The organism is Sphingobium sp. 3R8 (genome assembly GCF_020166615.1).
In the GTDB taxonomy this organism is placed as follows: domain Bacteria; phylum Pseudomonadota; class Alphaproteobacteria; order Sphingomonadales; family Sphingomonadaceae; genus Sphingobium; species Sphingobium bisphenolicum.
In genome coordinates, this window is sequence record NZ_JAIQXR010000010.1 from 133,476 (window position 1) to 157,538 (window position 24,063).

Below are 24,063 nucleotides of genomic sequence, written 5' to 3' on the forward strand. Positions count from 1 at the left end.
CCATGAAGAGGATATCAATCCGCGCCGAAATGCACCCGGTTCGCTTTGATGACCGCCTGGGTGCGACTCAAGACGCCCAGCTTCTGGAGGATAGCCGAGACATGCGCCTTGATCGTGGTCATCGACACATTGAGGTCATGCGCGATCTGCTTGTTGAGACGGCCGTTGACCAGATGGCCCAGCACCGTCTTCTGCTGCGGCGTCAGGCTGTCGATGCGGCGGGCGATGTCGTCCTCCTCCGCTGACGGCGTCGCGCCCTCTCCCATCGTTTCGGGCAGGTAGATTTCGCCTGACACGACGCGATGCAAAGCCTCCACGATCGCGCTGCGCTTGAGCGACTTGGGAATGAAGCCTGCGGCGCCGGCGGCCAGCGCCTCCTGCACGATCGAGCGGTCGAACGCGCCCGACACCATCACCACCGGCAGGATCGGGAATCGATCGCGCAGCAGCTTGAGCCCGTCCAGACGGCGCACGTCGGGAATGTTGAGGTCGAGCAGGATCAGGTCGAAATTATCCTGCTTTTCCAGCGTGGCGACGGCCTCTTCCAGTCCGGCCGCCTCGAAAATCTCGATATTGTCGAAACTGATTGCGATCACGCTGCGCAACCCGTCGCGCACCAGGGGATGATCGTCGATGATCAGCACCCGCTCCATCACCGCTTCCCCGCCCATATAAAGCCCCATATCCTGCCCCTGCCCATGATGATCGGACACATCATGGGACGTGGCAAGCCGCAATGCGCCGGGCGGGATGGCCGGGGCCGATTGCGCATAATATCCACGTCCCATGACGATCATTTGCCTGGTTCCTTATTTAGGCAGCTTGAACACCCAAAGGGCGCCGCCTTGGTTGATGTCCTTGAACGACTTGGCGACTTCGCCGCCCCACAGCGGCACCGCGCCGCCCCAGCCGGACATCACCGCCACATATTGTTCGCCATCCTGTTCCCAGGTGACAGGTGATCCGACCACGCCCGACCCGGTCTGGAACTTCCACAATTCCTGGCCGGTCTTGGCGTCGAACGCCTTGAGGAAACCTTCGGGCGTGCCCGTGAAGACGAGGTTGCCGCCGGTCGTCAGAACGCCGCCCCACAAAGGCGCCTTGTTCTTATATTCCCACACGATCTTGCCGGTCTTGGGGTCCATCGCCCGCAATGCGCCGATATGATCCTCCGCGATCGACTTGATGGTGAAGCCCGCGCCCAGATAGGCCGCACCCTTCTTGTAGGCGATGGGCTCGTTCCAGATATCCATGCCCCAGTCGTTGGATGGGATGTAGAACAGGCCGGTATCCTGGCTGTAAGCCATCGGCATCCAGTTCTTGCCGCCCAGGAAGCTGGGCGAGGCGAAGACCGGCTTGCCCTTGCCCTCGCCGGGCGCGGGCGGACGGCCTTCGGGGATGTAATTGGGCTTGCCAGCCTTGTTGAAGCCATTGGCCCAGGTCGTCTGCATGACGAACTTGTTGGCGCTGATGAACTTGCCGTTGGTGCGGTCCAGCACGAAGAAATAGCCGTTGCGGTCGGCCTTCGCGCCCAGCTTCATCGGCTTGCCGTTGATGGTGGCGTCGAAGGGAATGAATTCATTCACCCCGTCGAAATCCCAGCCGTCGTGCGGCGTGGTCTGGAAATGCCATTTGATGACCCCGGTGTCCGGGTCGATCGCCAGCGTGGAGGCGGTGTAGAGATTGTCGCCGGGACGCAGGTGGCTGTTCCACGGCGCGGGGTTGCCGGTGCCGAAAAAGAGCAGGTTGGTTTCGGGGTCATAGGTGCCGCCAAGCCAGGTCGCGCCGCCGCCGCTCTTCCACAGGTCGCCCTGCCAAGTGGCGTTGAGCTTGCCGGTGATGCCGTTATCCTTGCCCTTGAGCGTGCCCATATGGCCTTCGATCACGGGACGATGCCAGATCAGCTCGCCCGTGTTCACGTCGCGGGCTTCCACCGCGCCGACGACGCCGAACTCGCCGCCCGAATTGCCGGTGATGACCATGCCCTTGACGATCAGAGGCGCAGCGGTGGCGCTGTAGCCATCCTTGTAATCGGCGATCTGCTTGTTCCAGATCACCTTGCCGGTGTTGCGGTTGAGCGCGACCAGACGCGCGTCGAGCGTGGCGAAGATGATCTTGTCGCCATGGATGGCGGCACCGCGATTGACGACGTCGCAGCAGGGCATGATGCCGTCGGGCAGGCGGGCGTCATATTGCCATTTTTCCTCACCGGTGCGGGCGTCGAAGGCGAACAGGCGCGAATAGCTGCCCGTCACATAGATGGTGCCGTCATAGACGAGCGGCTGCGCTTCCTGGCCGCGCTGCTTTTCTCCGCCCAGCGAGGCGGCGAAAGCCGGCACCAGCTTGGACACATTGCTCGTGTCGATCGCCTTCAGCGTGCTGAAACGATGCGCCTGCGGCCCCATGCCATAGGTCAGAACGTCGCCGGTCGATGCCGCGTCGTTCATCAGATCCGCATCGGTCGGCCCTTCAGCCAGCAGCGGTGCGGCGCCAATCGCCAGCGTCATCGCGGCAACGCCCGACAGCGCCCGCATGATCGGTCCCTTCATAACCATCCTCCCTTGTTGAACGGGCGCTCGACGCCCCCCGTTGTCGTGCAGACTATGCTGCGCGGCGGGCGCAGCAATTGAACCTTCGGTCGGCACTCACCCCGCGGCGTTCGCCGGTGTCCAGGTGATGCCATAGCGCGCGAACAGCGCCTTCATCTCGCCGCTGGCGGCCATGGCGGTGGCGATTTCCTCGACCGCATCGCCCAGCGTGCGGCTATTTTCCTTCACCGCCATGCCGATGTCCCAGCCGGGCGAGGCGAAGGCAGGGAGCGGCCCCTTGCGCAGCGCGATCCGGCTGGCGCCATCGCCCGCGCGGTGCAGCCCCTCCTCGATCTGGGCGCGGCTGGCGAGTACGGCGTCGGCCTTGCCCGCCGTCATCGCTTCCACGGCTGCCGATCCGCTGGGATAATGGGCGACATCCTTGGTCAACAGGCCGCCGAAAGATCCGATCAGGTAGAAATCGGGAATGCTGTCCAGCTCGGCCGCCAGCCGCCGCCCGCGCCATTCGGTCGGCATTCCTTCCAGCGCTACCGCCCCCCCCACGCCGGCGAAGGCGAAACTCTCGCGATAATAAGGTGCGACGATCGCGACCTGATCGTTGCGCGCGGCGAAGGTGCGATCGAAGGGAACATGCAGCATGACGTCGCCCGGCGTGAAGCCCAGCAGACCGCCCTTCCATACGCCGTTGCGCAGATCGTCGTCGGCGCTTTCGTCCGCCACGAGTTCCGCCACGTCGGCGCGGACGCCCAGTTTTCCGGCGATCGCCTGCGCCAGGTCGACGTCGAGGCCGACGAGCTTGCCCCCCTCCTCCCACGACCAGGGTCGGTTATCCTTGTAGACGACCACCCGCAACGTGCCGAGCGCCTTGACCTTTGCCAGCGGCGCGGCGTCGCTGCGACCCGGCAACAAGCCCAGCGCCAGCGCCGCCCCTGCCCCGCCCATCCATGCGCGACGGCTGAGCATCGGGATCAGCCTTCGCGCTTGGTTTCGAGCCAGGCGCGGATCGCCCAGCCGGCCTTCTGCCCCAATACGTCGCCGAAGGGCGGCATATAGACCTTGCCGTCATGGCTGGAGCCGTGGCGGAAGCGTTCGGCGAACCACTGGTCGCCCGACTCGCCCGCTTCCAGATAGCGCAGGTCGGGGGCGATGCCGCCGCTTTCCGCGTCCAGACCATGGCAGCGCGCGCAATTCTGGCCATAGGCCGACTGGCCGATCTCGATCGCCTTGGCGTTGCCGCTATAGGGGTTCTTTTCCAGCCAGGCGTCGCCGATTTCCGGCAATGCGGACGTATCGACGGCTTGCGGCGTCACGTCGCCATGCGCCAGCAATGCACTTGTCGCGGTCATGCCCAGCGTAGCGATGGCGCCCAGCAATGCGACCCTACCCAATATCTTCATTATATCCTCACCCGGTCGGTTTTCCCCTGATGGCCGCCAGTGTAGGCAAGGGCGGGCCGCGTCCCCATTGGCCATTGGTACAATCCCGTAGCGAGCGGGCTGCGGATAGACCGTTGGGAGAAGATTAGGGGCAGGAGGCGGATATGAAGCGCATCATCATGGCAGGGTTGATATTAGTGCCTGCCGTCGCGCAGGCCGAAACCCTCTATGTCTCCAATGAGCGCGGCGACAGCGTCAGCGTGATCGACGCCGCGTCGGGTACGGTGACGGCGACCTGGCCGGTGGGCGGCCGGCCGCGCGGCATCACGGTGTCGAAGGACGGCAAATATCTCTATCTTTGCGCCAGCCTGGACCATGCGGTGCAGGTGATCGACCGGGCGAGCGGCAAGGTGGTGGCGGAGCTGCCGTCCGGGCAGGACCCGGAACAGTTTTTCCTGTCGCGCGACGGCACGACCCTGTTCGTCGCCAATGAAGATGACGCCGCGCTGACCGCGATCGACCTCGCCAGCCGCACCGTCGCATTCCAGGTCGATGTCGGCGGCGAGCCGGAGGGGGTGGCGCAAAGCCCGGACGGCCAATGGGTGGTCGTCACGTCCGAAGAAGATAATCTCGTCAACTGGATCGACATCAAGGCCAAGGCGATGGTCGCCGAAACCCCGGTCGACCTGCGCCCCCGCCATGTCGAATTCACCGCCGACGGCAAGCAACTATGGGTCGCGGCGGAAGTCGGCGGCACGGTGCAGATCATCGACACCGCCAGCCGGCAGGTGGCCGAAACGCTGCGCTTCGCTATTCCCGGCATCCCCGACCATCGCATCCTGCCCTGCGGCATACGCTTCACCCCCGACGGCAAGACCGCCGTCATCGCGCTGGGCCGGGCCGACCATGTCGCGCTGGTCGATGTCGCGACCCGCAAGGTGCGGGCCTATGTGCCGGTCGGCAAGCGCGTCTGGCATGTCGCGATCAGCGCCGACGGGACGCGCGCCTATGCCGCCAATGGCCTTTCGGACAATGTCAGCGCGATCGACCTGGCCAAGGGCGCGGTGACCCAGACCATCGCGGTCGGTGCAGCGCCGTGGGGCATCGCCGCCGCGCCCTGATTCGCCTCCTGTCCGAAGGGACGAGAACCTAAGTCCAATTTCTCGGTTCCCCCATCCGTCCCACTCTCCGCCCCAGCCGGACACAAGTCGGCGATATACAGGGAGGATGATAATGAAGGGGACGTTGCGCCTGATGAGCGCGGCTGGAGCATTGATGCTCGCCGCCACCGCGGCGCCGGCCATGGCCGGAACCACCGCGGATCTGCTGAAGCGGCTGCACGAAAAGGGCATCCTGACCGATGATGAATATCAGGAGTTGGCGAAGGGTCAGACCGCCGAGGCGGCGCAGACAGCCGCGGCCCCTGCCCCGGCGGTGACCCCCGACGCATCCGGGGGGGCGGGCTATGTGCGCATGACCGACAGTGGCGTGGGTCTCCAGATTGGCGACGTGACGCTGAAATTCTCCGGCTCGGTCAACGGCTTCTACGTCCATGACAATGGCGATACGCCCAGCGCCACAACCACGGTGACCGGCGGTGTCGCGACCGTGGGCGGCAGCAGTTCGGCCGTCCGCAACGGCCTGCTCCCCGGCTTCCTGAAAGTGGAAGCCTCAACCAGCCTGGACGGCTGGGACGTGGGCGCCCATTTCGGCATGTATCCCGGCATCAATTCGGTCAATTATGCGGCCGGCGGCGGCGCCAACAGTGCCGGCAATCCCCGCGCGCTGCAAACCGCGGGCATCGACTTTCGCCAGACCTATCTGACCTTCGGTCGCGCCGGCTTCGGCGAGGTGAAGATCGGCCGCGACATCGGCCTGTTCCAGTCCGAATCGATCCTCAACGACATCACCCTGCTGTCGTCGGGCACACCTGCGGGCAATGTCGCCCCCTCCAACACGACGCTCGGTCGTATCGGCACCGGCTATATCTACACCGACTTCCAGCCGCAGATCACCTATACCACACCCAGTTTCAGCGGCTTCACCGCCAGTGTGGGCATATTCGAACCCTTGTCCTCGCTGACGGGGCCGGCCGAGACTAACAAGCAGCCGGGCTTCCAGGCGAAATTCGTCTATGACGGCAAGTTCGGTGACGTCGGCATCCGCCTGTGGGTGTCGGGCGTGACGCAGAAGCATAATGTCGATGCCGGGCCGGACTATACCGGCTGGGGCTGGGACGCAGGCGCGAAGGTCACGTTCGGGCCGGTCACGGTGGTCGGCACCTATTATGACGCATCGGGACTGGGCACCACCGCGCTCAACCTGTTCGACACTGATGGCCTGGGCAACAAGCGCGACAGCCACGGCTTTTACCTGCAGGGGTTGGCCACGTTCGGCAAATTCTCGGTCGGCGGCAGCTATGGCGAAAGCAATCTCGACTACGCCACTATCGCCGATGCGCTGGCCAATCCGACGCTGGTCGACAAGAATAGCAGTTGGGTCGGTCAGGTCCGCTACGGCCTCAACAGTTGGGTGACGCTGCTCGGCGAATATGTGAACAGCCGGTCGGAAGCGCATAACGGTAATCGGGCGACGTCGGACGCCATCGCGGCGGGAGCGATTCTCTTCTTCTGACGCGTCATGTGACCAAAGGACCAATGTCATGGGGCGGGGGCTGCATCCTAATAGGGTGCAGCCCCTTTCCATTTGCAAAAGGCATGGAAAATAAGGAGAGGGGCGTCGAGGGGATCGCCATGAAAATTTTCATTCTGCCCGCTATCTTGCTGTCCGTACCCACAGCCGCCTTGGCCCAGGCGCCCGATGATGCGCCGGGCGACTCATCGCAGATCATCGTCACCGGCGCGGGGTTGGACCTGCCGCCCGGCACGCCGGCTTACGGGTCGGTGGTGATCGACCGGCAGCGGCTGCTCGACAGCGCATCGGGGCGGATAGAAAGCGTGCTGGGCGATGTCGCGGGCTTCCAGCAATTCCGGCGGTCGGACAGCCGATCGTCAAACCCATCCAACCAGGGCGCGACCTTGCGCGCGCTGGGCGGCAATGCATCGAGCCGGACGTTGATGCTGCTCGACGGCGTGCCGATCGCCGATCCCTTCTTTGGCTATATCCCGTTCAGCGCGCTGGCGCCCGAACGCCTGTCCGTAGTCCGCGTCACCCGCGGCGGCGGCATCGGCGCCTTCGGCGCAGGTGCGGTCGCCGGGACGATCGAACTGGCCAGCGCGACGCGCGCGCAACTGCCCGATTTTTCCGCCAGCGCCTTCTATGGCAGCCGCGATTCGACCGAAGTCTCCGCCGGACTGACCCAGGATCTGGGCGGCGGCTATGTCTCGCTGTCGGGCCGCTGGGACCGGGGCGACGGATTCCAGACCACGCCCGGGGATCAGCGCGTCGCCGCCACCGTGCCGGCCGCCTATGACGGCTGGTCGACCAATCTCCGTGCGGTCGCCCCGATTGCCGCCACGTCGGAACTGCAATTCCGCGCGACCCTGTTCGAGGATAACCGCACGCTACGCTTCGCCGGGGCCGACAGCATGAGCCAGGGGCAGGACGCCAGCATCCGCTATATCAATCGCGGCGCGTGGCAGGTCGATGCGCTGGCCTATATCCAGGCGCGCAACTTCTCCAACATCGTCATCTCCTCGTCGACCTTCCGCAAATCGCTGGACCAGCGCAACACCCCCTCCACCGGCATCGGCGGCAAGATCGAGATCCGGCCGCCGGTCGGCCCGGACCATGTGCTGCGGCTGGGCGTCGATACGCGCTTCGCCACCGGCGACATGTATGAGGACGCCTATAACGCCAATATTGCCACCAATCCGCGCACCTTCCTGCGCCATGCCGGCGGCGACCAGTGGACGAGCGGCATCTTTGCCGAGGATGACTGGACGATCGGGAAGCTGATCCTGACCGGCGGCGTGCGGGGCGATCGCTGGTCGATCCGCAATGGCTTCTACAAGGAGGTCAATGCCACCACGAGCGCCGTGTCCAAGGATTTCGGCTATGCCGACCGGTCCGCCTGGGAAATGTCCGGCCGGGTCGGCGCGCTCTATCATGCGAGCGACGCGATCGCGCTGCGGGCGGCCGCCTATAGCGGCTTCCGCCTGCCGACGCTCAATGAACTTTACCGGCCGTTCGTCGTCTTTCCGGTCACCACGCGCGCCAACGAAGCACTCAAGCCGGAAAAATTGAAAGGCGCCGAAGCCGGCATCGATCTGACCCCGGCCAAGGGCGTCATCGTGTCCGCCACCGCTTTCTACAATCGGCTGGACGACGCCATTGCCAATGTCACCATTTCAGCGGACGGGAACACGCGCCAGCGCCAGAATGTGAATCGCGTCGTGGCGAAGGGCATCGAACTCACGGCCAGCGCCCATGTCGATGATTTTAGCGTCTCTGCTTCCTATGCTTATAGCCACAGCATTGTGCACGCGCCGGGTGCGCTATTCGACGGATTGTCCCCTGCTCAGACGCCGCGCCACGCCGCCAGCGGAACAATAGCATGGGCGCCGGCCCATGGTCCGTCATTATCGACGACATTGCGTTATACATCCAAGCAATATGAGGACGATCTGCACAAAGACGTGCTGCCCGACGCCATCACCTTCGACGCCATCGCGCGCCTGCCGATCGGCCATGGCGTCAGTCTGGTGGCGCGGGGCGAAAATCTGTTCGATGAACGGGTCGTTACGCGGCAGGTGACGACCAACGGCATCCCGTCCACAGACCTGGGTACGCCGCGCACGCTGTGGATCGGCGTCAGCTTCGGGGGCTGACACGATTCGGGCGATCCTGCTCCCCACGGCTTTACTGTTGGCAAACCTGGTCGCCTTCGCCCTCTTTAGCATGGACAAGCGGCGCGCCCGGCTGGGGCTGCGCCGCTTGTCCGAACGCACGCTGCTCTTATGGGCGCTGGCGGGCGGGTCGGCGGGTGCGCTCGTCGGTCGGCGGCTGTTTCGCCACAAGACGCGCAAGCAGCCCTTCTCGACCCTGTTGTGGCTGATCGTCGCGGCGCAGGCGATGGCGGCCGCCGCCTGGGCAATGCGTTGATCGTCGGATGTCCGGGGGAGAAATGGTGCTGCCGGTGAGGATTGAACTCACGACCTCAGCCTTACCAAGGATGCGCTCTACCACTGAGCTACGGCAGCACTCTATTTCTGTCCCGAGGCGCCGTTCGCGCTTCGGAGGCCGGGCCTATGGCCGCCCCCCGGCCCGATGTCAAGGCGGGTTGCGGCCGAGTACGCATTTTGCTTAAGCCCGTGGCATGGCTGAAACGCAGGACGAGAAAAAGACAAGGCTGGCGCAGGCGCTGCGCGACAATCTGCGCCGGCGCAAGGCCCAGACGCGCGAGGCTTCGCGGGAGGGCGCAACGCCGCCTCCCGCCGAAGACCCCAAGGACTGATGCTTAGAGCGGCGCGCAGGCGGCCTTCAGCCAGACCAGCGCATCGCCCTCCAGTTGCGGGCCGACCAAGTCCAGCACCGCTGCATGATAGGCGTCGATCCAGGCGCGCTCCTCGCTGCTCAGCAGGTCGATGGAGATGAGGGCGCGGTCGATCGGCGCGAAGGTCAGCGTCTCGAAACCGAGCATGGCCTTTTCCGCGCCGGGCACCTTGCGTTCCTCGGCCAGCACCAGATTCTCGATGCGGATGCCATATTCGCCAGTCTTGTAATAACCCGGCTCGTTGGAGAGGATCATGCCCGCGACCAGCGGCTCGTCCCCGCCGCCGAAGGTGGCGATACGCTGAGGCCCTTCATGCACCGACAGGAAGCTGCCGACGCCATGGCCGGTGCCATGGGCATAATCCAGACCTTCGGCCCAGAGATATTGCCGCGCCAGCACATCGAGCTGGCCGCCCCGCGTCCCCTTCGGAAAGATGGCGCGGGCGAGCGCGACATGGCCCTTGAGGACCAGGGTGAAGCGGCGGCGCATTTCGTCGGTCGGCGTGCCGATCGCCAGGGTGCGGGTGACGTCGGTGGTGCCGTCGCGATACTGTCCGCCCGAATCGACCAGATAGAGGCTGTTCAGCTCGATCGGGCGATTGGTCTTTTCCTCGGCGCGATAATGGACGACGGCGCCGTTCGGCCCCGCGCCGCTGATCGTGTCGAAGGACAGGTCCTCCAGCAGGCCGGTCTCCTTGCGGAATGCCTCCAGCCGGTCGGACGCAGACAGTTCGGTCAGGCCGCCCTTGGGCGCTTCGACCGAAACCCAATGCAGGAAGCGGCTGAGCGCCGCGCCGTCGCGTGCCTGTGCAGCTTTATGCCCCGCAATTTCGATGTCGTTCTTGATCGCCTTGGGTAGCACGGCCGGATCGCGCAGCGACAGCACGGTCGCGCCGCCTTGGTCCAGCCCGGTGAAGATCGCGGCCACCGCCCGCTCGGGGTCGGCGACGACGGTCTTGCCGGCGAAATCCTGGAGCGCAGCGGCGAAGGTCTCACCGTCCAGGACACGCACCGCATTGCCCAGATGTTGAGCGACGGCCTCGTCCATTTTTTCCGGGGCGACGTAGAGGTCGGCGGTCGCGTCGGCATGGACGATGGCATAGGCGAGCGCGACCGGCGTGCGATCCACATCCTTGCCCCGGATGTTGAAGGTCCAGGCGATCGAATCGAGGGCGGAGAGGACGACGGCGTCGGCCTTTTTCGACACCAGCCAGTCGGCCATGGCGGCGCGTTTCTCCGCAGCCGACCGGCCGGCGAAGCGGTCGCCATGGACAACCAGCTTGGCGTCGCTGCGCGCGGGCCGATCGGGCCAGACGGCGTCGACCGGGTTGGTGTCCACCGCCACCAGTTCCGCGCCCTTCTCGGCCAGCGCCTGCGTCGCCTGTTCCACCCAGGCGCGCGTGTGGAGCCAGGGATCGTAGCCGATCCGCGCGCCCTGGCCGGCATGATCCTTCAGCCAGGCGGCGATGGAGGTCTGCGGCACGCTTTCATATTGCCAATGGGCGCCGTCCACCTGCTCGCGTACTTGCAGCGTATAGCGGCCGTCGACGAAGATCGCGGCTTCCTGCGGCAGCACCACGGCGCTGCCTGCCGACCCCTGGAATCCGGTCAGCCAGGCGAGCCGCTGCGCATAGGCGCCGACATATTCGCTCATATGCTCGTCGGTCAGCGGCACCACGAAACCATCGAGCTTCTGGCGCACCAGTTGCGCGCGCAGGGCCTTCAGGCGGTCTTCATAACTGGACATCACAATTCCCTTGGATCATGTCGGGCCTCTTGCGTCGGCCATAATGCCGACAACATAGAGGGGCGAGCGCGCTTATTCCAGCGCATGACCCCGTCTGGACCATGGATAGTTAATGACCGATCAAATGCAGCCCCCTCTTCTGCCCCCCGTCGCCGAGCGCCGTCCGCACAGCGTCACGCATCATGGCGTCACGGTGGACGATCCCTGGGCATGGCTGCGCGATCCCAATTATCCCGACGTCCAGGACAAGGATGTGCTGGCCTATCTGGAGGCGGAGAACGGATGGTTCGACGGCGCGATGGCGCCGCACAAGCCGCTGCTCGACACGCTGTTCGCCGAGATGAAGGGGCGCATCAAGGAAGACGACCAGTCGGTGCCGCAGAAGGATGGCGACTATGTCTATTGGCGCGCATTCGAAACGGGCGCGCAATATCGCAAATGGTATCGCAGGCCCGTTGCCGGTGGCGACGACCAGTTGATCCTGGACGAACCCGCTCTGGCGGAGGGGCATGACTATTTCCGGCTGGGCGCGATGTCGGTCAGCCCTGATGGCCGCTATCTCGCCTATGCGATCGACACCAATGGCTCGGAACGGTTCGAGGCGCGGATCAAGGACCTGTTCAGCGGCGAGATTCTGCCGGAAGTCATCCCCGACACGCTGTCGTCGCTGGTGTGGACGGCGGACAGCAAGGGGCTGCTCTATGGCCTGGCGAACGAGAATTGGCGGACCGACAATGCGAGGCTGCACTGGCTGGGCCAGGATGTCGCGAGCGACGTCGAGCTGTTCCATGAGGATGACGAGGGGTTCCGCGTCTCGATCGGCCTCACCTCCTCGGAAAAATATATCGTCATCGCGACCGGCGACCATGTGACCAGCGAAGCCTGGCTGATTCCGTCGGATGATCCCACGGCCACGCCGCTACTGGTCGCGGCGCGCCAGCCCGGCCGCGAATATGATGTCGATGAGCATGAGGGCACGCTCTACATCAAGACCAACGACAACCATCCCAATTTCCGGCTGGTGAAGGCGACGCTGGACGCGCCCGACCGGTGGGAGGAAGTGATCGCGCCCGACGCGCATTTCTACTTGACCGACTTCACCCTGTTCAAGAACTTCTACGTCACGGAAGGGCGGCAGGATGGGCTCGACCAGATCGAGCTGCGCGATTACGCAACGCATATACCCAAGCGCATCCCCTTCCCCGAAGCGAGCTATTCCGCGTCGCTGGACGACAATCCCGAATATGATGTGACCAAACTGCGCATCGGTTATGAATCGATGGTCACGCCCGACACCATCTATGATTATGATCTGGCGACCGGCGCGCTCGATATCCTGAAGATGCAGGAGATCCCGTCGGGCTATGACGCCAGCCGCTACGCCACCGAACGGCTGATGATCGCGGCGCGGGATGGCACGCAGATCCCGGTGTCGATCGTCTACCCCGCCGACATGCCCCGCGACGGCAGCGCGCCGCTGCATCTCTATGGCTATGGCGCCTATGGGCTGGCGATGGAGCCGGGCTTTTCCACCAGCCGGCTGTCGCTGCTCGATCGCGGCTTCGCCTTTGCGCTGGCGCATATTCGCGGCGGCGATGATCTGGGTCAGCAATGGTATCTGGACGGGAAGCTGGACAAGCGGGTCAACACGTTCACCGACTTCGTGGACGTGGCGAAGGGGCTGATCGACCTGGGCTATACATCCAAGGGCCGGATCAGCATTTCGGGCGGGTCGGCCGGTGGCGAGTTGATGGGCGCGGTGGTCAATAGCGATCCCGACCTGTGGGGCGCGGTGGTGGCGCATGTGCCCTTCGTTGACGTGCTCAACACCATGCTGGACGAAACGCTTCCCTTAACGCCGGGCGAGTGGCCCGAATGGGGCAATCCGATCGAGGACGAGGCCGCGTTCCATACGATCCAATCCTACGACCCCTATACTCATGTCAGCGCGCAGGCCTATCCGCCGCTGATGGTGACGGCCGGGCTGAACGACCCGCGCGTCACCTATTGGGAGCCGGCGAAGTGGGTGGCGAAGCTGCGCGCGACCAAGACGGACGACAATATCTTGCTGCTCAAGACCAATATGGGTGCAGGCCATGGCGGCAAATCGGGGCGGTTCGAAAGCCTGCACGAGACGGCCGAAGAGTTCGCCTTCATCCTGTGGCAATTGGGCATCGAGGGGTGAAGGCAACGCCTTTCTTCCGGTCGGGTTGAGCCTGTCGCAGCCCGGCACTTTCTTCAAGGATGGCCTGCGACAGGCTCAATGCGAACGGAGTGAGGTTATGGCGTCCAGTTTCACCAAGTCCTTCACCGCATTACCCGAACATATCGATGTTCTGGGCCATGTGAACAATGCCGTCTGGGTCCAGTGGATGGAGCAGGTGTCGGTCGAACATTGGATGACGCACGCCCTGCCCGCCCATGTCGACGCCTATATCTGGGTCGTGACCCGGCATGAGGTGGATTATCGCGGCAATGTGACCGAAGGCGAGACCGTGACGGCGCGGACCTGGATTCCCGATCCGCCGCGCGGCGCGCGTTTCGACCGGTTGATCGAATTCATCGGGCCGGATGGCAAGGTGAAGGTCGCCGCCCGATCGACCTGGGCGATGATAGACAAGGAAACGGCAAGATTGATGCGAGTGCCTGCTGAAGTGGCAGCACCTTTCCTGAACCTCAGATAAAGGAACTACTGAAAAGACCGGGACGTTTCTCCGCCCGTCATGCACAATGACAGGAGAATAAAATGCATAATCATTTCGGGTCCACCCTGCGTGGTTTTCTTGCCGCGTCCGCCCTTGTCCTGACGGCTACTCCCGCTTTCGCCGGTGACGAGGAACGGGCACTTGCTGCGATCGCGCAGGCCCAGGGCAAGATCAACGCCGCCCAGCGCCTGCCCACCACCAATCCCGCCACGCCTGAACTGCTGGCCAAAGCGCAGTCATCGCTGCGGCTGGCCCAGGAAAGCTACAAGAGCGGCAAGGAACAGGCCGCAATCAAGTCTGCCGTCGAGGCGCAGCAATATGCCGACACGATGATCGGCGAGAGCCAGCAGCAATCCAATATGGACGCGCAGGCGCAGGCGCAGGCGACCGTCGATGCCCAGGCCGAGGCCGGCGCCGCCAATGCCCGCGCCGACGCCGCAGAGCGGGCAGCCGCCTCTGCCGCCGCCGATGCCCAGGCAGCGCGCAACGCCGCCGCCCTCGCCGCGGCTACGCCGGCCACCACCACCGTGACGACCGAAACGGTCAAGCCGGCCGCAGCGCGGAGTACCGCGCCCAGACGCAAGGTCGTGCGCAAGACGACCACCACCACGCCCCGCACCTCGGTGGCCGAACGAACGACGACCACGGTCACCACACATAATTGACCGGCAGAACCGACCTGATGACGCCCTCTCGATCAAAGGATCAGGAGGGCGTCACGACCTCGAACATATCCGCGATGCCCGGCTCGCTTGGCATCGTCTCCCGCTCCGCCGCCTGACGCGCCCACATGAGCGCATAAAGACCGTCGGCCCGGACCAGATCGGCATGGCGGCCGCGTTCCACGATCACGCCCTTGTCGAGCACGATGATCTCGTCCGCATCGACCACGGTCGAGAGGCGATGAGCCACCACCAGAGTCGTGCGCTGACGACTGATGTCGCGCAATACGGTCTGGATTTCCGTTTCGGTACGGCTGTCGAGCGCGCTGGTCGCTTCGTCCAGCACCAGCACCGGCGGGTCTTTGAGCAAGGTGCGGGCGATCGCGACGCGCTGTTTCTCGCCGCCCGACAATTTGAGGCCGCGTTCGCCGACGCGGGTGTCATAGCCCTTGGGCAGGCTGAGGATGAAGTCGTGGATCGACGCCGCCTTCGCCGCGGCCTCTATCTCCTGCTGGGTCGCGCCTTCGCGGCCATAGCCGATATTATAGCCGACCGTGTCGTTGAACAGCACCATGTCCTGCGGCACGATGCCGATCGCGGCGCGCAGCGAATGCTGGGTGACCTGTGCGATGTCCTGCCCGTCGATCGACACCTGGCCTGACTGGATATCGTAGAAGCGGAACAGGATGCGGGCGATGGTGGACTTGCCCGCACCGGACGGGCCGACGATCGCCAACGTCTTGCCCGCCGGCACGGTGAAGCTGACATCGTGCAGGATTTCGCGTTCCGGGTCGTAGCCGAAGCGGACATGATCGAAACGGACAGCGCCGCCATGGGCTTGCAGATCGCGGGCACCCTGCGCGTCGGCGATCTCCTGCGGCGTGTCGATCAGCTTGTACATCGCCTCCATGTCGATCAACCCCTGGCGGATGGTGCGATAGACCATGCCGAGCAGGTCGAGCGGGCGGAAAAGCTGCGACAAAAGCGTATTGACCAGCACCACGTCGCCGGTGGTGAACTGCCCGCGGCTCCAGCCCCAGACGGTATAGGCCATGGCCCCTGCCATCATCAGGTTGGTGATGAGCGACTGGCCGATATTGAGCCAGGCGAGACTGTTCTCGCTCTTGACCGCCGCCTGGGCATAGCGGCGCATCGCCGTGCCGTAGCGGGTGGCTTCGCGCTGTTCGGCGCCGAAATATTTGACCGTCTCGAAATTGAGCAGGCTGTCGACGGCATGGGCGACGGCATTGGTGTCCATATCCACCATGTCGCGGCGCAACTGGTTGCGCCATTCGGTGACGGTGCGGGTGAAGCCGATGTAGAGCGCCACCATGACCACGGTCGCGACGACCAGACCGGGGCCGAACTTGACGAAGAAGATGACGCAGACCGCAGCCAGTTCCAGCACGGTCGGCGCGATGTTGAACAGCAGGAAATAGAGCATCGTGTCGATGCTCTTGGTCCCGCGCTCCACGATCTTGGTGACGGCGCCGGTGCGGCGGTCAAGGTGGAAGCGCAGCGACAGGCGATGGAGATGCACGAACACATCGTCCGCCAGCCGCCGCCCTGCCTCCTGCCCGACCTTTTCGAATACGGCGTTGCGCAGATTGTCGAACAGGACGCTGCCGAAACGCGCCCCGGCATAGACCGCGACCAGCGCCATGGCGAGACCGACGGTCGGCTCCAGTCCCGGCGCCATCCGGTCGATCGCGGCCTTGTAGGCAAAGGGCATGGCGAGGCTGACGACCTTCGCCAGCAAGACCAGCCCCATGGCGAGCGCCACCCGACGGCGCAGCGCGGCCGAATCTGCTGGCCAGAGATAGGGGAGGAAGCGGCGCAAGGTCGCCCAGATGGGCGGGATCGGCGCGGAGGAAGCGGTATCGGGGGGCATTGGCCGCATGTAGGCGCAATGGCGCGGCAATCCAATGGGATGATCCAGCCATCGGAACAGTACTGATCGCGCCCGCGCCGTGGCGGCAGGACGCGCTGTCGGAACAAAGCGACGCCTCCCCCCTTTTCCTTTGCGGCGACGCGGGGCATGGTGGGTGCATCGCGGCGCATCGCAGGAGGCAAGGCAGGCGCATGTTCGGGTCATTATGGAATCGGATTTTCGGAAACAAAGCCGATCGCCCGGAACCCAAAGCGCCGCAACCCGCGCTGGAGGCCAGTTACGACCCGGTCGCCGCGCTGCGCGATCTGGTGCGACGCGACGTCGCGGGCGGCTTTTTCGACGACGACGCGATATTGACCAATGCGAACGACATGTTCGAGGAGGAACTGCCCCGGCCGCTGCTGCGGGTCGAGGCGTCGGCGGCGTTGCGCGCGGCGCTGGCCGAGCATCGCGCCGCCGAACAGGGCTGGTCCGACACGACCGATTGCGACCGGCTGGATGCCGCTTTCGTCGCGCTGGAGGAACAGGGCGTGGTCGCGCGGCAGAATTTCACCTGCTGCGGCACATGCGGCGCGACCGAAATCTGGGACGAGATCGAGGCTGCGCAGGAGGAAGGCGTGGCGGTGGAGGGCTATGCCTTTTTCCACATGCAGGACACCGAGTCCGCCGTGGAAGGCCATGGCCTCTATCTGAACTATGGCGCGTGCGAACAGGGCGAGGATGGGGCGATCGCGATCGGCCATCGTATCGTCGCCGCGCTGGAAGCGCAGGGCCTGAGCACCGGATGGGACGGGCGGCTGGAGCAGCGGATCAGCGTGGCGCTGGACTGGAAGAAGCGGCGCGGCGTGCGGGTGCTGCAAGGCTGATTGCACGCCGCAGCCACATATGTAGGTGACAGGCCCAAGAGATAGGGCGAAGTTCACACCATTGTCGGGCTTTTCGGGTCGAAGCGCTCCCAAGGCGTCTGCAAGGCGCGCCCGAAGCGTCACCGACGCGCCCCCAAAGCGTCCCTTCCTATCGTCGGCCGGGCGACGCCTGCCCCATGATCGATGGATAATGGCCGGGCCATCAATTGGTCATGCAGCATCAGCGCCTCATCCCAGTTCCGGTCGAACTCCGTGCCCGCTAGGCGGCGGCGGAGACGATGCGCGCTGGACGGCGACAGGCCCACCGCGCACGCGGCATGGCGCACGCTGCCGGTCTGTAGCAAGGTGCCGAGAAAGGACGCCTGCAACGCGGGCGTCCAGCGGGCGCGGCGTTTTGGGGCGGGGCCGGCGGGCGGATTGGGGAGAGGCTGCTGTTCCATCCATCAGGATGGATCAGAGGATTTCCTAATAGGAAAGGGCTGATGCAGCGGGGGCGAGATGCTGACGGAACCAGTCGGCGAGGTCTTCTTCGGAGAGGGTGCCGGCGGCCAGTTCGAGGAATGCGACGACCAGTTCGGCGTCGGTCGCATTCAGGCTATGGCCGTTCAGGAGCAGGAAGGTTTCGCTAACTACCGCAGCGATCCGCTTGTTGCCATCGACGAAGGGATGATTACGGGCGAGGCCATAGGCATAGGCGGCGGCCAGAGCAGCGGCGTCCGGATCGCCATAAGCTGCAAGATTTTCTGCCCGGGCCATCGCGCTTTCAAACAGGCCACGATCGCGCAGGGCATCGCCACCCCCGCCATGTTCGGCGATCTGTTCGGCATGGGCGGCCTCCGCCACGGCGAGCGTGACCCAGACCCAGTTCTGCCGCGCCATTATTTGGCGAGTTCGCGCAACGCCCGCTTGCGCCGGGCCATCACGTCGCGCGCCGCCGCCATCTGCGCGTCGAAGTCCGGTTCGGCAGCGGACAATTCGATCCCGCGGGGGGTGATGACGACGGAGAGACTATCCCCGGCGGCGGCGTTGAGATGGGCGAGCAACTCCTTGGGGAGGATGACCCCGGCGCTGTTGCCGATCTTCGTGATTTTGAGGGGCATGTTCATACGGGAGTTATAACATAAAGTTGTATCGTCGCCAAATGCCCCATGTCGAGGCTAGCCCGCTATTGGTGCATGGCCATAATAAGCGAAGATTTCCATCATTCGGTCAGCGCTGATCCCATGCTCCTGTGCAACAGCCAATGGATAATCGTCATCCATCACCCAAAGGAGTGGGCGCTTCCTGCCGGGCCGAAGTTGAACCCATACACCGATAGCCTCATTCCCATCAAAGTCAGCCAACCGATTGCAGAGCCAGCCACTCCACAATTCCTCCTGCGAAGGATGGATTGAATCAAAGCCTTCTATATATTTTTCAAAGTTTTGCCGTGAGAGCGTGGACCAGCAGCCAAAGCCGAAATCGTCACACATGCCCTGCACGGGGATAGTCAATATGCAACGGACGAAGAAATGCTCGCCGTTCAGCACGCAAAAATCCTCGGACAGAAAATCGCCGTCCATTCTCAACGCGCCATTCGGTTCATATTCGGGAACATGGGGCCATGGATCGGGCGCGTGCGCTGCTAAGTCGAACGGCCAACGATGTTCCTGATCGCACGAGCCACAGAGCCAGCGCCCCTTCTGCAATTGTTCAGATGACGTCGAAGCGCGAGCGAGGCGCAGAATATTCCACATATGCTGCGCCCAGTTCGGCATCAATCATGCTCCCTGCCGCCAGCACCCATATAGAGCTCGCTGCCGCTGTCCTTGAAGACCTTGCTCATCTCTTCCATGCCCTTGAGCGCGGCGGCCTTGCTGGCGGCGGCGGTTTCTGCGCCGGTGGGGCCGGTGGCGATGAAGCCTTCGACATTCTGGTTCTGCTTGGCGGCGAAGTCGCGGACGTCCTGGCTGATCTGCATCGAGCAGAATTTGGGGCCGCACATCGAGCAGAAATGCGCGCTTTTCGCGCCTTCGGCGGGGAGCGTCTGATCGTGATATTGTTCCGCCGTTTCGGGATCGAGCGACAGGTTGAACTGGTCGCGCCAGCGGAATTCGAAGCGGGCGCGGCTGAGCGCGTCGTCGCGGACCCTGGCGGCGGGGTGGCCCTTGGCCAGATCGGCGGCATGGGCGGCGAGCTTGTAGGTGACGACGCCGACCTTCACATCGTCGCGGTCGGGCAGGCCCAGATGCTCCTTGGGCGTGACGTAGCAGAGCATCGCCGTGCCGTACCAGCCGATCTGCGCCGCGCCGATGCCGCTGGTGATGTGGTCATAACCCGGTGCGATGTCGGTGGTGAGCGGCCCCAATGTGTAGAAGGGCGCTTCGCCGCAGACCTGGAGCTGCTTTTCCATATTCTCCTTGATCTTGTGCATCGGCACATGGCCCGGCCCTTCGATCATGACCTGCACATCCTGTTTCCAGGCGCGGTGGGTCAGTTCGCCCAGCGTGTAGAGTTCGGAGAATTGCGCTTCGTCATTGGCGTCGGCGATCGATCCGGGGCGCAGGCCGTCGCCCAAGGAATAGGCGATGTCATAGGCCTTCATGATCTCCGTGATCTCGTCGAAATGCTCGTAGAGGAAGCTTTCCTTGTGATGGGCGAGGCACCATTTCGCCATGATGGAGCCGCCGCGCGAGACGATGCCGGTCACGCGCCTGGCCGCCATCGGGATATAGGCGAGGCGCACGCCCGCATGGATGGTGAAATAATCGACGCCCTGCTCGGCCTGCTCGATCAGCGTGTCGCGGAAAATGTCCCATGTCAGGTCTTCGGCGACGCCACCGACCTTTTCCAGCGCCTGATAGATGGGGACGGTGCCGATCGGGACGGGCGAGTTGCGCAGGATCCATTCGCGCGTGTCGTGGATGTTGCGCCCGGTGCTGAGGTCCATGACGGTATCCGCGCCCCAGCGGATCGACCAGACCAGCTTGTCGACTTCGCTCGCCACGTCGGACGCGACGGCGCTGTTGCCGATATTGGCGTTGATCTTGACCAGGAAATTGCGGCCGATCGCCATCGGTTCGGATTCGGGATGGTTGATGTTGTTGGGGATGATGGCGCGGCCGCGGGCGATTTCGTCGCGGACGAATTCGGGCGTCACATAATCGGGGATGGACGCGCCGAAGCTTTCGCCGTCGCGGACATAGGAAGCGAGGCGGGCGCGGCCCAGATTCTCCCGTTCCGCCACATATTCCATTTCCGGCGTGATGATGCCGCGGCGGGCATAGTGCATCTGGGAGACGTTGGCGCCGGCCCTGGCGCGCAGGGGGCGCTTCACGACGTTCGGGAAGGGCTGGACGCGTCCATTTCTGGATTCCGGCACCGTCGAGACTGTGCCGGTGGCGCTGCGATCCGGGCCTTTGAGGCCATTATCCTCCGGTTTGATGGCGCGGGCGTCATATTCCTCGACATCGCCGCGGGCCATGATCCAGTCGCGCCGCAACTGGGGCAGTCCCGCCATGATGTCGATGCGGACATCGGGATCGCTATAGGGGCCGGACGTGTCGTAGACGCGCACCGGCGGCTCGCCGCTGCCCGGCTCCAGATGGATTTCGCGCATCGCGACCTTCAGCGGGCCGACATGGATCTTCTTCGACCCCCGGATGGGGCCGGTGGTGACTTTCATAGCGGCCTGCCGGCCGGTGGAGCCTTCGGCTTCGGGCATTTCGGTGCGGGCGGCGACATCTGCCATGAGGATACCTTTCAGACGGAAAGTGTGGCGCGGCCGGTGAGGCCCGCAAGGAAGAGGAGAAGGCCGAGTATCAGGGCGATCAGCGCCCAGGTGCGGATGAAATTCGTCGACCAGTGGCCGATGCGGATCAGCGGACCGGGTACGGCCAGCAAGGTCGCGCCTTCGATCAGGGCGACATAGCCGATCAGGCTGACGATAATGGCGAGCGGGTCGGTCCAGATGCTGTGGATCAGCACCAGCGTGCCCCCGACGGCGAAGACGGCGAAGCCCAGCGCCACGACCAGCCCCGGCGACCGGTTGAGATCGTCCATCACCGCGCGCCAGCGCTGCGGACTGGCAAGCCCGCCCAGACCGATGACAATCATGTAGAGGCCGATAATTTCGGCCAGGCGCAGCGTCAGAACGGAAATCGTATCCATGGGCCGCCTCTCTTCGTCTCTTTTCAAGGACGCGGGGCGGGTGCGGTCTGCTGGTTACACAAGCCGTTCCCTCCCTACGCCGGTCTCAACCAGATCAGGTTCAACGGGTCGTGGCCACATCAGCCACCTCTCAACCGCCTGTGCGCGGTCCCCCGGGGATGCTGGACAGGGTAAGGACTAAACGGCACAAGGTCCAGCACCATATGTTCGATCACCTATCCTCCGACCGGCCTGGCCCCGATCTGTCCACCAAGGCTGGCCGCAAGGCGTGGCGGCACGAGATGCGGATGGTGGCGGTGCGGCCGCGCCGCTGGGGACTGTGGCTGCTGACGCTGGGTTTCCTGCTGGTGATGGCCCCTGCCGCCTTCGGCCTGCACAGCCTATGGGGCTGGTCGCCCAGTTTCATCGGGAGCCTGTTGATGCTGGCGGCGTTACCCCTGTTGATAGCGAGCGCGGTGTTGCGGGCGCGCTATATGAAGGGGCGATCGACTTTGCCGGGGGACAAGCACTGATGAAAAAGAGGATGATGCTGTTGGTGACTGCGGCTTTGTTGACCGGCGCCGGCGCGCCCCCTTCGCCTGTTTCGGCCCCTGCCCCGGCGGACGACCCGTTTCTATGGCTGGAGGATTGGACCGGCCCGCGCGCGATGCAATGGGTGGAGGCGGAGAATAAGGCGACGGTCGCGACCTTGCAGGGCGATCCGCGCTATGCCGGTTACTTCAAGGACGCGCTCGCGATCGCATCGGCCAAGGACCGGATCGCCATGCCGATGCTGATCCACGGCCGGGTCTATAATCTCTGGCGCGACGCCGATCATCCGCAGGGCATATGGCGCTATACCAGCGAGGCTGATTATGCGACCGACGCGCCGCGCTGGACGACGGTGCTGGACCTGGACGCGCTGTCGAAGGCCGATGGCAAGAAGTGGGTGTGGAAGGGCGCGTCCATCCTGGACCCCGACGAGCGGCTGGCGCTGATCCATTTGTCCGATGGCGGCGAGGATGCCGTGACCCTGCGCGAGTTCGATCTGGTGACCGGGCAGTTCGTGGAGGGCGGGTTCGCCATTCCCACCTCCAAACAGAATGAGGACTGGCTGGACAAGGACACGATCCTGCTCGCCCGCGATTGGGGCGCCGATGCGCAGGGGAGCAGCATGACGGCGTCGGGCTATCCCTTCGTGGTGAAGACATTGAAGCGCGGGCAGCCGTTGTCCGCCGCACAGGAAATCTATCGCGGCGCGCCCAGCGATCAGGTCGGGACGTTTCCCATGATCCTGTCGGATGGCGCGGGTAATCGTGCCGCTTTCCTCTATCGCGGCGTCACCTTCTTCGGCAACGAAACCTATCTCGTCACCGCCGATGGCGTGAAGAAGCTCCCCCTGCCGGCCAAGAGCCAGTTGCAGGGCATGGTACAGGGTCAGGTGCTGATCCAGACCAGTCAGGACTGGGCCAGTGGCGGCGTGACCGTACCGACGGGATCGCTGGCAGCGGTGCCGTTGAAGGCGCTGCAATCCGGCGAGACATTGAAGCCGCAGATTCTATTCGCGCCCAATGCGCGCCAGTCGATCGATGGCGTGGCTGCGACAAAGGATCGGGTGATCCTGGCTATCAACGACAATGTGCGCGGGCGGGTGCTGGTGCTTTCGCCCGGAACGAGCAGCGGTGCGAGCGGCTGGACGACGACGCCGGTGACGTTGCCGGACAATGCGACCATATCGATCGCGAGCGCGACCGACAAAAGCGATATGGCCTATCTGTCGGTGGCGGGTTTCCTGGCACCGACCACTTTGTGGACGCTGGACGCCGCCAATCCGAAGCCGCGACAGGTGAAGGCGATGCCCGCGCGCTTCGACGCCGCCGGGCTGGTGGTGGATCAGTTCGAAGCGACGTCGACCGACGGGACGAAAATTCCCTATTTCATCGTCCATCGCAAAGGCATGAAGCCTGACGGTTCGACGCCCACGATCATGACGGCCTATGGCGGCTTCGAAATACCGATGACGCCCAGCTATGCGGCGATCACCGGTAAGCTGTGGCTGGAGCGGGGCAATAGCTTCGTGCTGGCGAATATCCGGGGTGGCGGCGAGTTCGGCCCGGCCTGGCATGAGGCGGGGCTGAAGACCAAGCGGCAGATCATCTATGATGATTTCGCGGCCGTAGCGCAGGACATCTTCGCCCGAAAGCTGTCGTCGCCCCGGCGGTTCGGCATTTATGGCGGGTCCAATGGCGGGCTGCTGATGGGGGTCGAGTTCAACCAGCATCCAGACCTGTGGAACGCCGTGACTATCCAGGTGCCGCTGCTCGACATGATCCGGTATGAGCAAATTGCAGCGGGCGCGTCCTGGGTGGACGAATATGGCAGCGTATCCGTGCCGGAGGAAAAGGCGTTTCTGGAGACGATTTCGCCTTATGCGAATATCCGGCGGGGCGTGAAATATCCCACGCCCTATATCTGGACGACGACCAAGGATGACCGGGTCGGGCCGCAACATGCGCGCAAGTTCGCGGCGCGGCTGAAGGATTATGGGCTGCCCTATTATTTCTATGAGGATACGGCAGGCGGCCATGCGGGCGACGCGGATATCGCGCAGGGCGCGCGGTTGCAGGCGATGCAGATGGTGTATTTCAGTCGACAGTTGGAAGGCGCCGATCGGTGACATAGAGT

The 24,063-nt window shown here is 64.2% G+C and carries 23 protein-coding genes, 1 tRNA gene and 1 riboswitch; of the genes, 11 read left to right on the forward strand and 13 right to left on the reverse strand.

The genetic code is table 11. From position 1 onward, the window contains the following. Window positions 1–14: 14 nt before the first annotated feature. The 4 genes from K9B33_RS11740 to pedF form a co-directional block, all read right to left on the reverse strand. Window positions 15–797: a response regulator gene (locus K9B33_RS11740; RefSeq protein WP_224548943.1), complete on the reverse strand. Its 783-nt coding sequence runs from the start codon at window positions 795–797 to the stop codon at window positions 15–17. Between the two features lie 12 nt (window positions 798–809). Beyond that, on the reverse strand, window positions 810–2,549 hold the full coding sequence (locus K9B33_RS11745; RefSeq protein WP_318011119.1) for a methanol/ethanol family PQQ-dependent dehydrogenase: 1,740 nt from the start codon (window positions 2,547–2,549) through the stop codon (window positions 810–812). A 96-nt stretch (window positions 2,550–2,645) separates the two neighbouring features. Next, complete coding sequence (locus K9B33_RS11750) at window positions 2,646–3,512, reverse strand: substrate-binding periplasmic protein (RefSeq protein WP_224548944.1); 867 nt, start codon at window positions 3,510–3,512, stop codon at window positions 2,646–2,648. Between the two features lie 5 nt (window positions 3,513–3,517). After that, window positions 3,518–3,946, reverse strand: coding sequence for a cytochrome c-550 PedF (pedF, locus tag K9B33_RS11755; RefSeq protein ID WP_224548945.1), 429 nt, complete (start codon window positions 3,944–3,946; stop codon window positions 3,518–3,520). 143 nt (window positions 3,947–4,089) lie between these two features. Here pedF and K9B33_RS11760 point away from each other — a divergent pair, with 143 nt between their 5' ends. The 4 genes from K9B33_RS11760 to K9B33_RS11775 all read left to right on the forward strand — a co-directional run bounded on the left by K9B33_RS11760 (window position 4,090) and on the right by K9B33_RS11775 (window position 8,989). Further along, the gene (locus K9B33_RS11760; RefSeq protein ID WP_224548947.1) at window positions 4,090–5,046 is read left to right on the forward strand and encodes a PQQ-dependent catabolism-associated beta-propeller protein; all 957 of its coding nucleotides are present in this window, start codon (window positions 4,090–4,092) and stop codon (window positions 5,044–5,046) included. 112 nt (window positions 5,047–5,158) lie between these two features. Further along, window positions 5,159–6,559 carry a porin gene (locus tag K9B33_RS11765; protein ID WP_224548949.1) on the forward strand — a complete coding sequence of 467 codons (1,401 nt, stop codon included), beginning with the start codon at window positions 5,159–5,161 and terminating at the stop codon, window positions 6,557–6,559. A 119-nt stretch (window positions 6,560–6,678) separates the two neighbouring features. After that, window positions 6,679–8,715, forward strand: coding sequence for a TonB-dependent receptor plug domain-containing protein (locus K9B33_RS11770; protein ID WP_224548951.1), 2,037 nt, complete (start codon window positions 6,679–6,681; stop codon window positions 8,713–8,715). Between the two features lie 37 nt (window positions 8,716–8,752). Next, entirely contained in the window at window positions 8,753–8,989 is a 237-nt protein-coding gene (locus tag K9B33_RS11775) for a DUF1294 domain-containing protein (protein WP_224548953.1), read from the forward strand. A gap of 23 nt (window positions 8,990–9,012) precedes the next feature. Here K9B33_RS11775 and K9B33_RS11780 read toward each other — a convergent pair. After that, window positions 9,013–9,087, reverse strand: a tRNA-Thr gene (locus K9B33_RS11780). Between the two features lie 116 nt (window positions 9,088–9,203). On the opposite strand from K9B33_RS11780, the gene K9B33_RS11785 reads away from it, so the two are divergent. Further along, the gene (locus K9B33_RS11785) at window positions 9,204–9,341 is read left to right on the forward strand and encodes a hypothetical protein (RefSeq protein WP_165363661.1); all 138 of its coding nucleotides are present in this window, start codon (window positions 9,204–9,206) and stop codon (window positions 9,339–9,341) included. A 3-nt stretch (window positions 9,342–9,344) separates the two neighbouring features. Here K9B33_RS11785 and K9B33_RS11790 read toward each other — a convergent pair whose 3' ends face one another. Then, window positions 9,345–11,126, reverse strand: a complete 1,782-nt coding sequence (locus K9B33_RS11790; RefSeq protein ID WP_224548954.1) for an aminopeptidase P family protein — start codon at window positions 11,124–11,126, stop codon at window positions 9,345–9,347. A gap of 112 nt (window positions 11,127–11,238) precedes the next feature. Between K9B33_RS11790 and K9B33_RS11795 the strand changes: the two genes are divergently transcribed. The 3 genes from K9B33_RS11795 to K9B33_RS11805 all read left to right on the forward strand — a co-directional run bounded on the left by K9B33_RS11795 (window position 11,239) and on the right by K9B33_RS11805 (window position 14,496). Further along, window positions 11,239–13,311 carry a S9 family peptidase gene (locus tag K9B33_RS11795; RefSeq protein WP_224548955.1) on the forward strand — a complete coding sequence of 691 codons (2,073 nt, stop codon included), beginning with the start codon at window positions 11,239–11,241 and terminating at the stop codon, window positions 13,309–13,311. A gap of 97 nt (window positions 13,312–13,408) precedes the next feature. Beyond that, window positions 13,409–13,810 (forward strand): acyl-CoA thioesterase, encoded by a 402-nt coding sequence (locus K9B33_RS11800; protein WP_224548956.1) that lies wholly within the window; start codon window positions 13,409–13,411, stop codon window positions 13,808–13,810. A gap of 62 nt (window positions 13,811–13,872) precedes the next feature. Continuing rightward, window positions 13,873–14,496: a hypothetical protein gene (locus tag K9B33_RS11805; protein WP_224548957.1), complete on the forward strand. Its 624-nt coding sequence runs from the start codon at window positions 13,873–13,875 to the stop codon at window positions 14,494–14,496. A gap of 40 nt (window positions 14,497–14,536) precedes the next feature. On the opposite strand, the gene K9B33_RS11810 is transcribed toward K9B33_RS11805, so the two are convergent. After that, complete coding sequence (locus K9B33_RS11810; protein WP_224548991.1) at window positions 14,537–16,384, reverse strand: ABCB family ABC transporter ATP-binding protein/permease; 1,848 nt, start codon at window positions 16,382–16,384, stop codon at window positions 14,537–14,539. Between the two features lie 191 nt (window positions 16,385–16,575). Between K9B33_RS11810 and K9B33_RS11815 the strand changes: the two genes are divergently transcribed. Continuing rightward, window positions 16,576–17,250 (forward strand): DUF6891 domain-containing protein, encoded by a 675-nt coding sequence (locus K9B33_RS11815; RefSeq protein WP_224548958.1) that lies wholly within the window; start codon window positions 16,576–16,578, stop codon window positions 17,248–17,250. A gap of 119 nt (window positions 17,251–17,369) precedes the next feature. On the opposite strand, the gene K9B33_RS11820 is transcribed toward K9B33_RS11815, so the two are convergent. From K9B33_RS11820 to K9B33_RS11845, 6 genes are read right to left on the reverse strand one after another with little or no spacing between them, the layout of a single operon-like run. Next, a complete protein-coding gene (locus tag K9B33_RS11820) occupies window positions 17,370–17,690 on the reverse strand; it encodes a LysR family transcriptional regulator (protein ID WP_224548959.1) in 321 nt (106 codons plus the stop codon). Window positions 17,691–17,715: 25 nt separating this feature from the next. Further along, window positions 17,716–18,129: a type II toxin-antitoxin system death-on-curing family toxin gene (locus K9B33_RS11825; protein ID WP_224548960.1), complete on the reverse strand. Its 414-nt coding sequence runs from the start codon at window positions 18,127–18,129 to the stop codon at window positions 17,716–17,718. Next, window positions 18,129–18,356, reverse strand: coding sequence for an AbrB/MazE/SpoVT family DNA-binding domain-containing protein (locus tag K9B33_RS11830; RefSeq protein ID WP_224548961.1), 228 nt, complete (start codon window positions 18,354–18,356; stop codon window positions 18,129–18,131). Before K9B33_RS11830 ends, K9B33_RS11825 begins: the two co-directional genes overlap by 1 nt. Window positions 18,357–18,407: 51 nt before the next feature. Continuing rightward, entirely contained in the window at window positions 18,408–19,007 is a 600-nt protein-coding gene (locus tag K9B33_RS11835; RefSeq protein ID WP_224548962.1) for a DUF2199 domain-containing protein, read from the reverse strand. Next, window positions 19,007–20,980, reverse strand: a complete 1,974-nt coding sequence (thiC, locus tag K9B33_RS11840; protein WP_411974007.1) for a phosphomethylpyrimidine synthase ThiC — start codon at window positions 20,978–20,980, stop codon at window positions 19,007–19,009. Before thiC ends, K9B33_RS11835 begins: the two co-directional genes overlap by 1 nt. An 11-nt stretch (window positions 20,981–20,991) precedes the next feature. After that, a complete protein-coding gene (locus K9B33_RS11845; protein WP_224548964.1) occupies window positions 20,992–21,399 on the reverse strand; it encodes a DUF2065 domain-containing protein in 408 nt (135 codons plus the stop codon). A 54-nt stretch (window positions 21,400–21,453) separates the two neighbouring features. After that, window positions 21,454–21,564, reverse strand: a riboswitch (TPP riboswitch). A 38-nt stretch (window positions 21,565–21,602) separates the two neighbouring features. On the opposite strand from K9B33_RS11845, the gene K9B33_RS11850 reads away from it, so the two are divergent. Further along, complete coding sequence (locus tag K9B33_RS11850; protein WP_224548966.1) at window positions 21,603–21,911, forward strand: hypothetical protein; 309 nt, start codon at window positions 21,603–21,605, stop codon at window positions 21,909–21,911. Then, window positions 21,911–24,055: a prolyl oligopeptidase family serine peptidase gene (locus tag K9B33_RS11855; protein WP_224548968.1), complete on the forward strand. Its 2,145-nt coding sequence runs from the start codon at window positions 21,911–21,913 to the stop codon at window positions 24,053–24,055. The genes K9B33_RS11850 and K9B33_RS11855 overlap by 1 nt, the downstream gene beginning before the upstream one ends. The last annotated feature ends 8 nt before the right edge of the window (window positions 24,056–24,063 follow it).

Coding starts and splice junctions, on each gene's coding strand:
- K9B33_RS11740 (WP_224548943.1), bottom strand. CDS start 797: ATGATCGTCATGGGACGTGGATATTATGCGCAATCGGCCCCGGCCATC.
- K9B33_RS11745 (WP_318011119.1), bottom strand. CDS start 2,549: ATGAAGGGACCGATCATGCGGGCGCTGTCGGGCGTTGCCGCGATGACG.
- K9B33_RS11825 (WP_224548960.1), bottom strand. CDS start 18,129: ATGGCGCGGCAGAACTGGGTCTGGGTCACGCTCGCCGTGGCGGAGGCC.
- pedF (WP_224548945.1), bottom strand. CDS start 3,946: ATGAAGATATTGGGTAGGGTCGCATTGCTGGGCGCCATCGCTACGCTG.
- K9B33_RS11835 (WP_224548962.1), bottom strand. CDS start 19,007: ATGCCGAACTGGGCGCAGCATATGTGGAATATTCTGCGCCTCGCTCGC.
- K9B33_RS11845 (WP_224548964.1), bottom strand. CDS start 21,399: ATGGATACGATTTCCGTTCTGACGCTGCGCCTGGCCGAAATTATCGGC.
- K9B33_RS11770 (WP_224548951.1), top strand. CDS start 6,679: ATGAAAATTTTCATTCTGCCCGCTATCTTGCTGTCCGTACCCACAGCC.
- K9B33_RS11820 (WP_224548959.1), bottom strand. CDS start 17,690: ATGGAACAGCAGCCTCTCCCCAATCCGCCCGCCGGCCCCGCCCCAAAA.
- K9B33_RS11795 (WP_224548955.1), top strand. CDS start 11,239: ATGACCGATCAAATGCAGCCCCCTCTTCTGCCCCCCGTCGCCGAGCGC.
- K9B33_RS11850 (WP_224548966.1), top strand. CDS start 21,603: ATGTTCGATCACCTATCCTCCGACCGGCCTGGCCCCGATCTGTCCACC.
- K9B33_RS11815 (WP_224548958.1), top strand. CDS start 16,576: ATGTTCGGGTCATTATGGAATCGGATTTTCGGAAACAAAGCCGATCGC.
- K9B33_RS11785 (WP_165363661.1), top strand. CDS start 9,204: ATGGCTGAAACGCAGGACGAGAAAAAGACAAGGCTGGCGCAGGCGCTG.
- K9B33_RS11760 (WP_224548947.1), top strand. CDS start 4,090: ATGAAGCGCATCATCATGGCAGGGTTGATATTAGTGCCTGCCGTCGCG.
- K9B33_RS11765 (WP_224548949.1), top strand. CDS start 5,159: ATGAAGGGGACGTTGCGCCTGATGAGCGCGGCTGGAGCATTGATGCTC.
- K9B33_RS11810 (WP_224548991.1), bottom strand. CDS start 16,384: ATGCCCCCCGATACCGCTTCCTCCGCGCCGATCCCGCCCATCTGGGCG.
- K9B33_RS11750 (WP_224548944.1), bottom strand. CDS start 3,512: ATGCTCAGCCGTCGCGCATGGATGGGCGGGGCAGGGGCGGCGCTGGCG.
- K9B33_RS11800 (WP_224548956.1), top strand. CDS start 13,409: ATGGCGTCCAGTTTCACCAAGTCCTTCACCGCATTACCCGAACATATC.
- thiC (WP_411974007.1), bottom strand. CDS start 20,980: ATGGCAGATGTCGCCGCCCGCACCGAAATGCCCGAAGCCGAAGGCTCC.
- K9B33_RS11805 (WP_224548957.1), top strand. CDS start 13,873: ATGCATAATCATTTCGGGTCCACCCTGCGTGGTTTTCTTGCCGCGTCC.
- K9B33_RS11855 (WP_224548968.1), top strand. CDS start 21,911: ATGAAAAAGAGGATGATGCTGTTGGTGACTGCGGCTTTGTTGACCGGC.
- K9B33_RS11830 (WP_224548961.1), bottom strand. CDS start 18,356: ATGAACATGCCCCTCAAAATCACGAAGATCGGCAACAGCGCCGGGGTC.
- K9B33_RS11790 (WP_224548954.1), bottom strand. CDS start 11,126: ATGTCCAGTTATGAAGACCGCCTGAAGGCCCTGCGCGCGCAACTGGTG.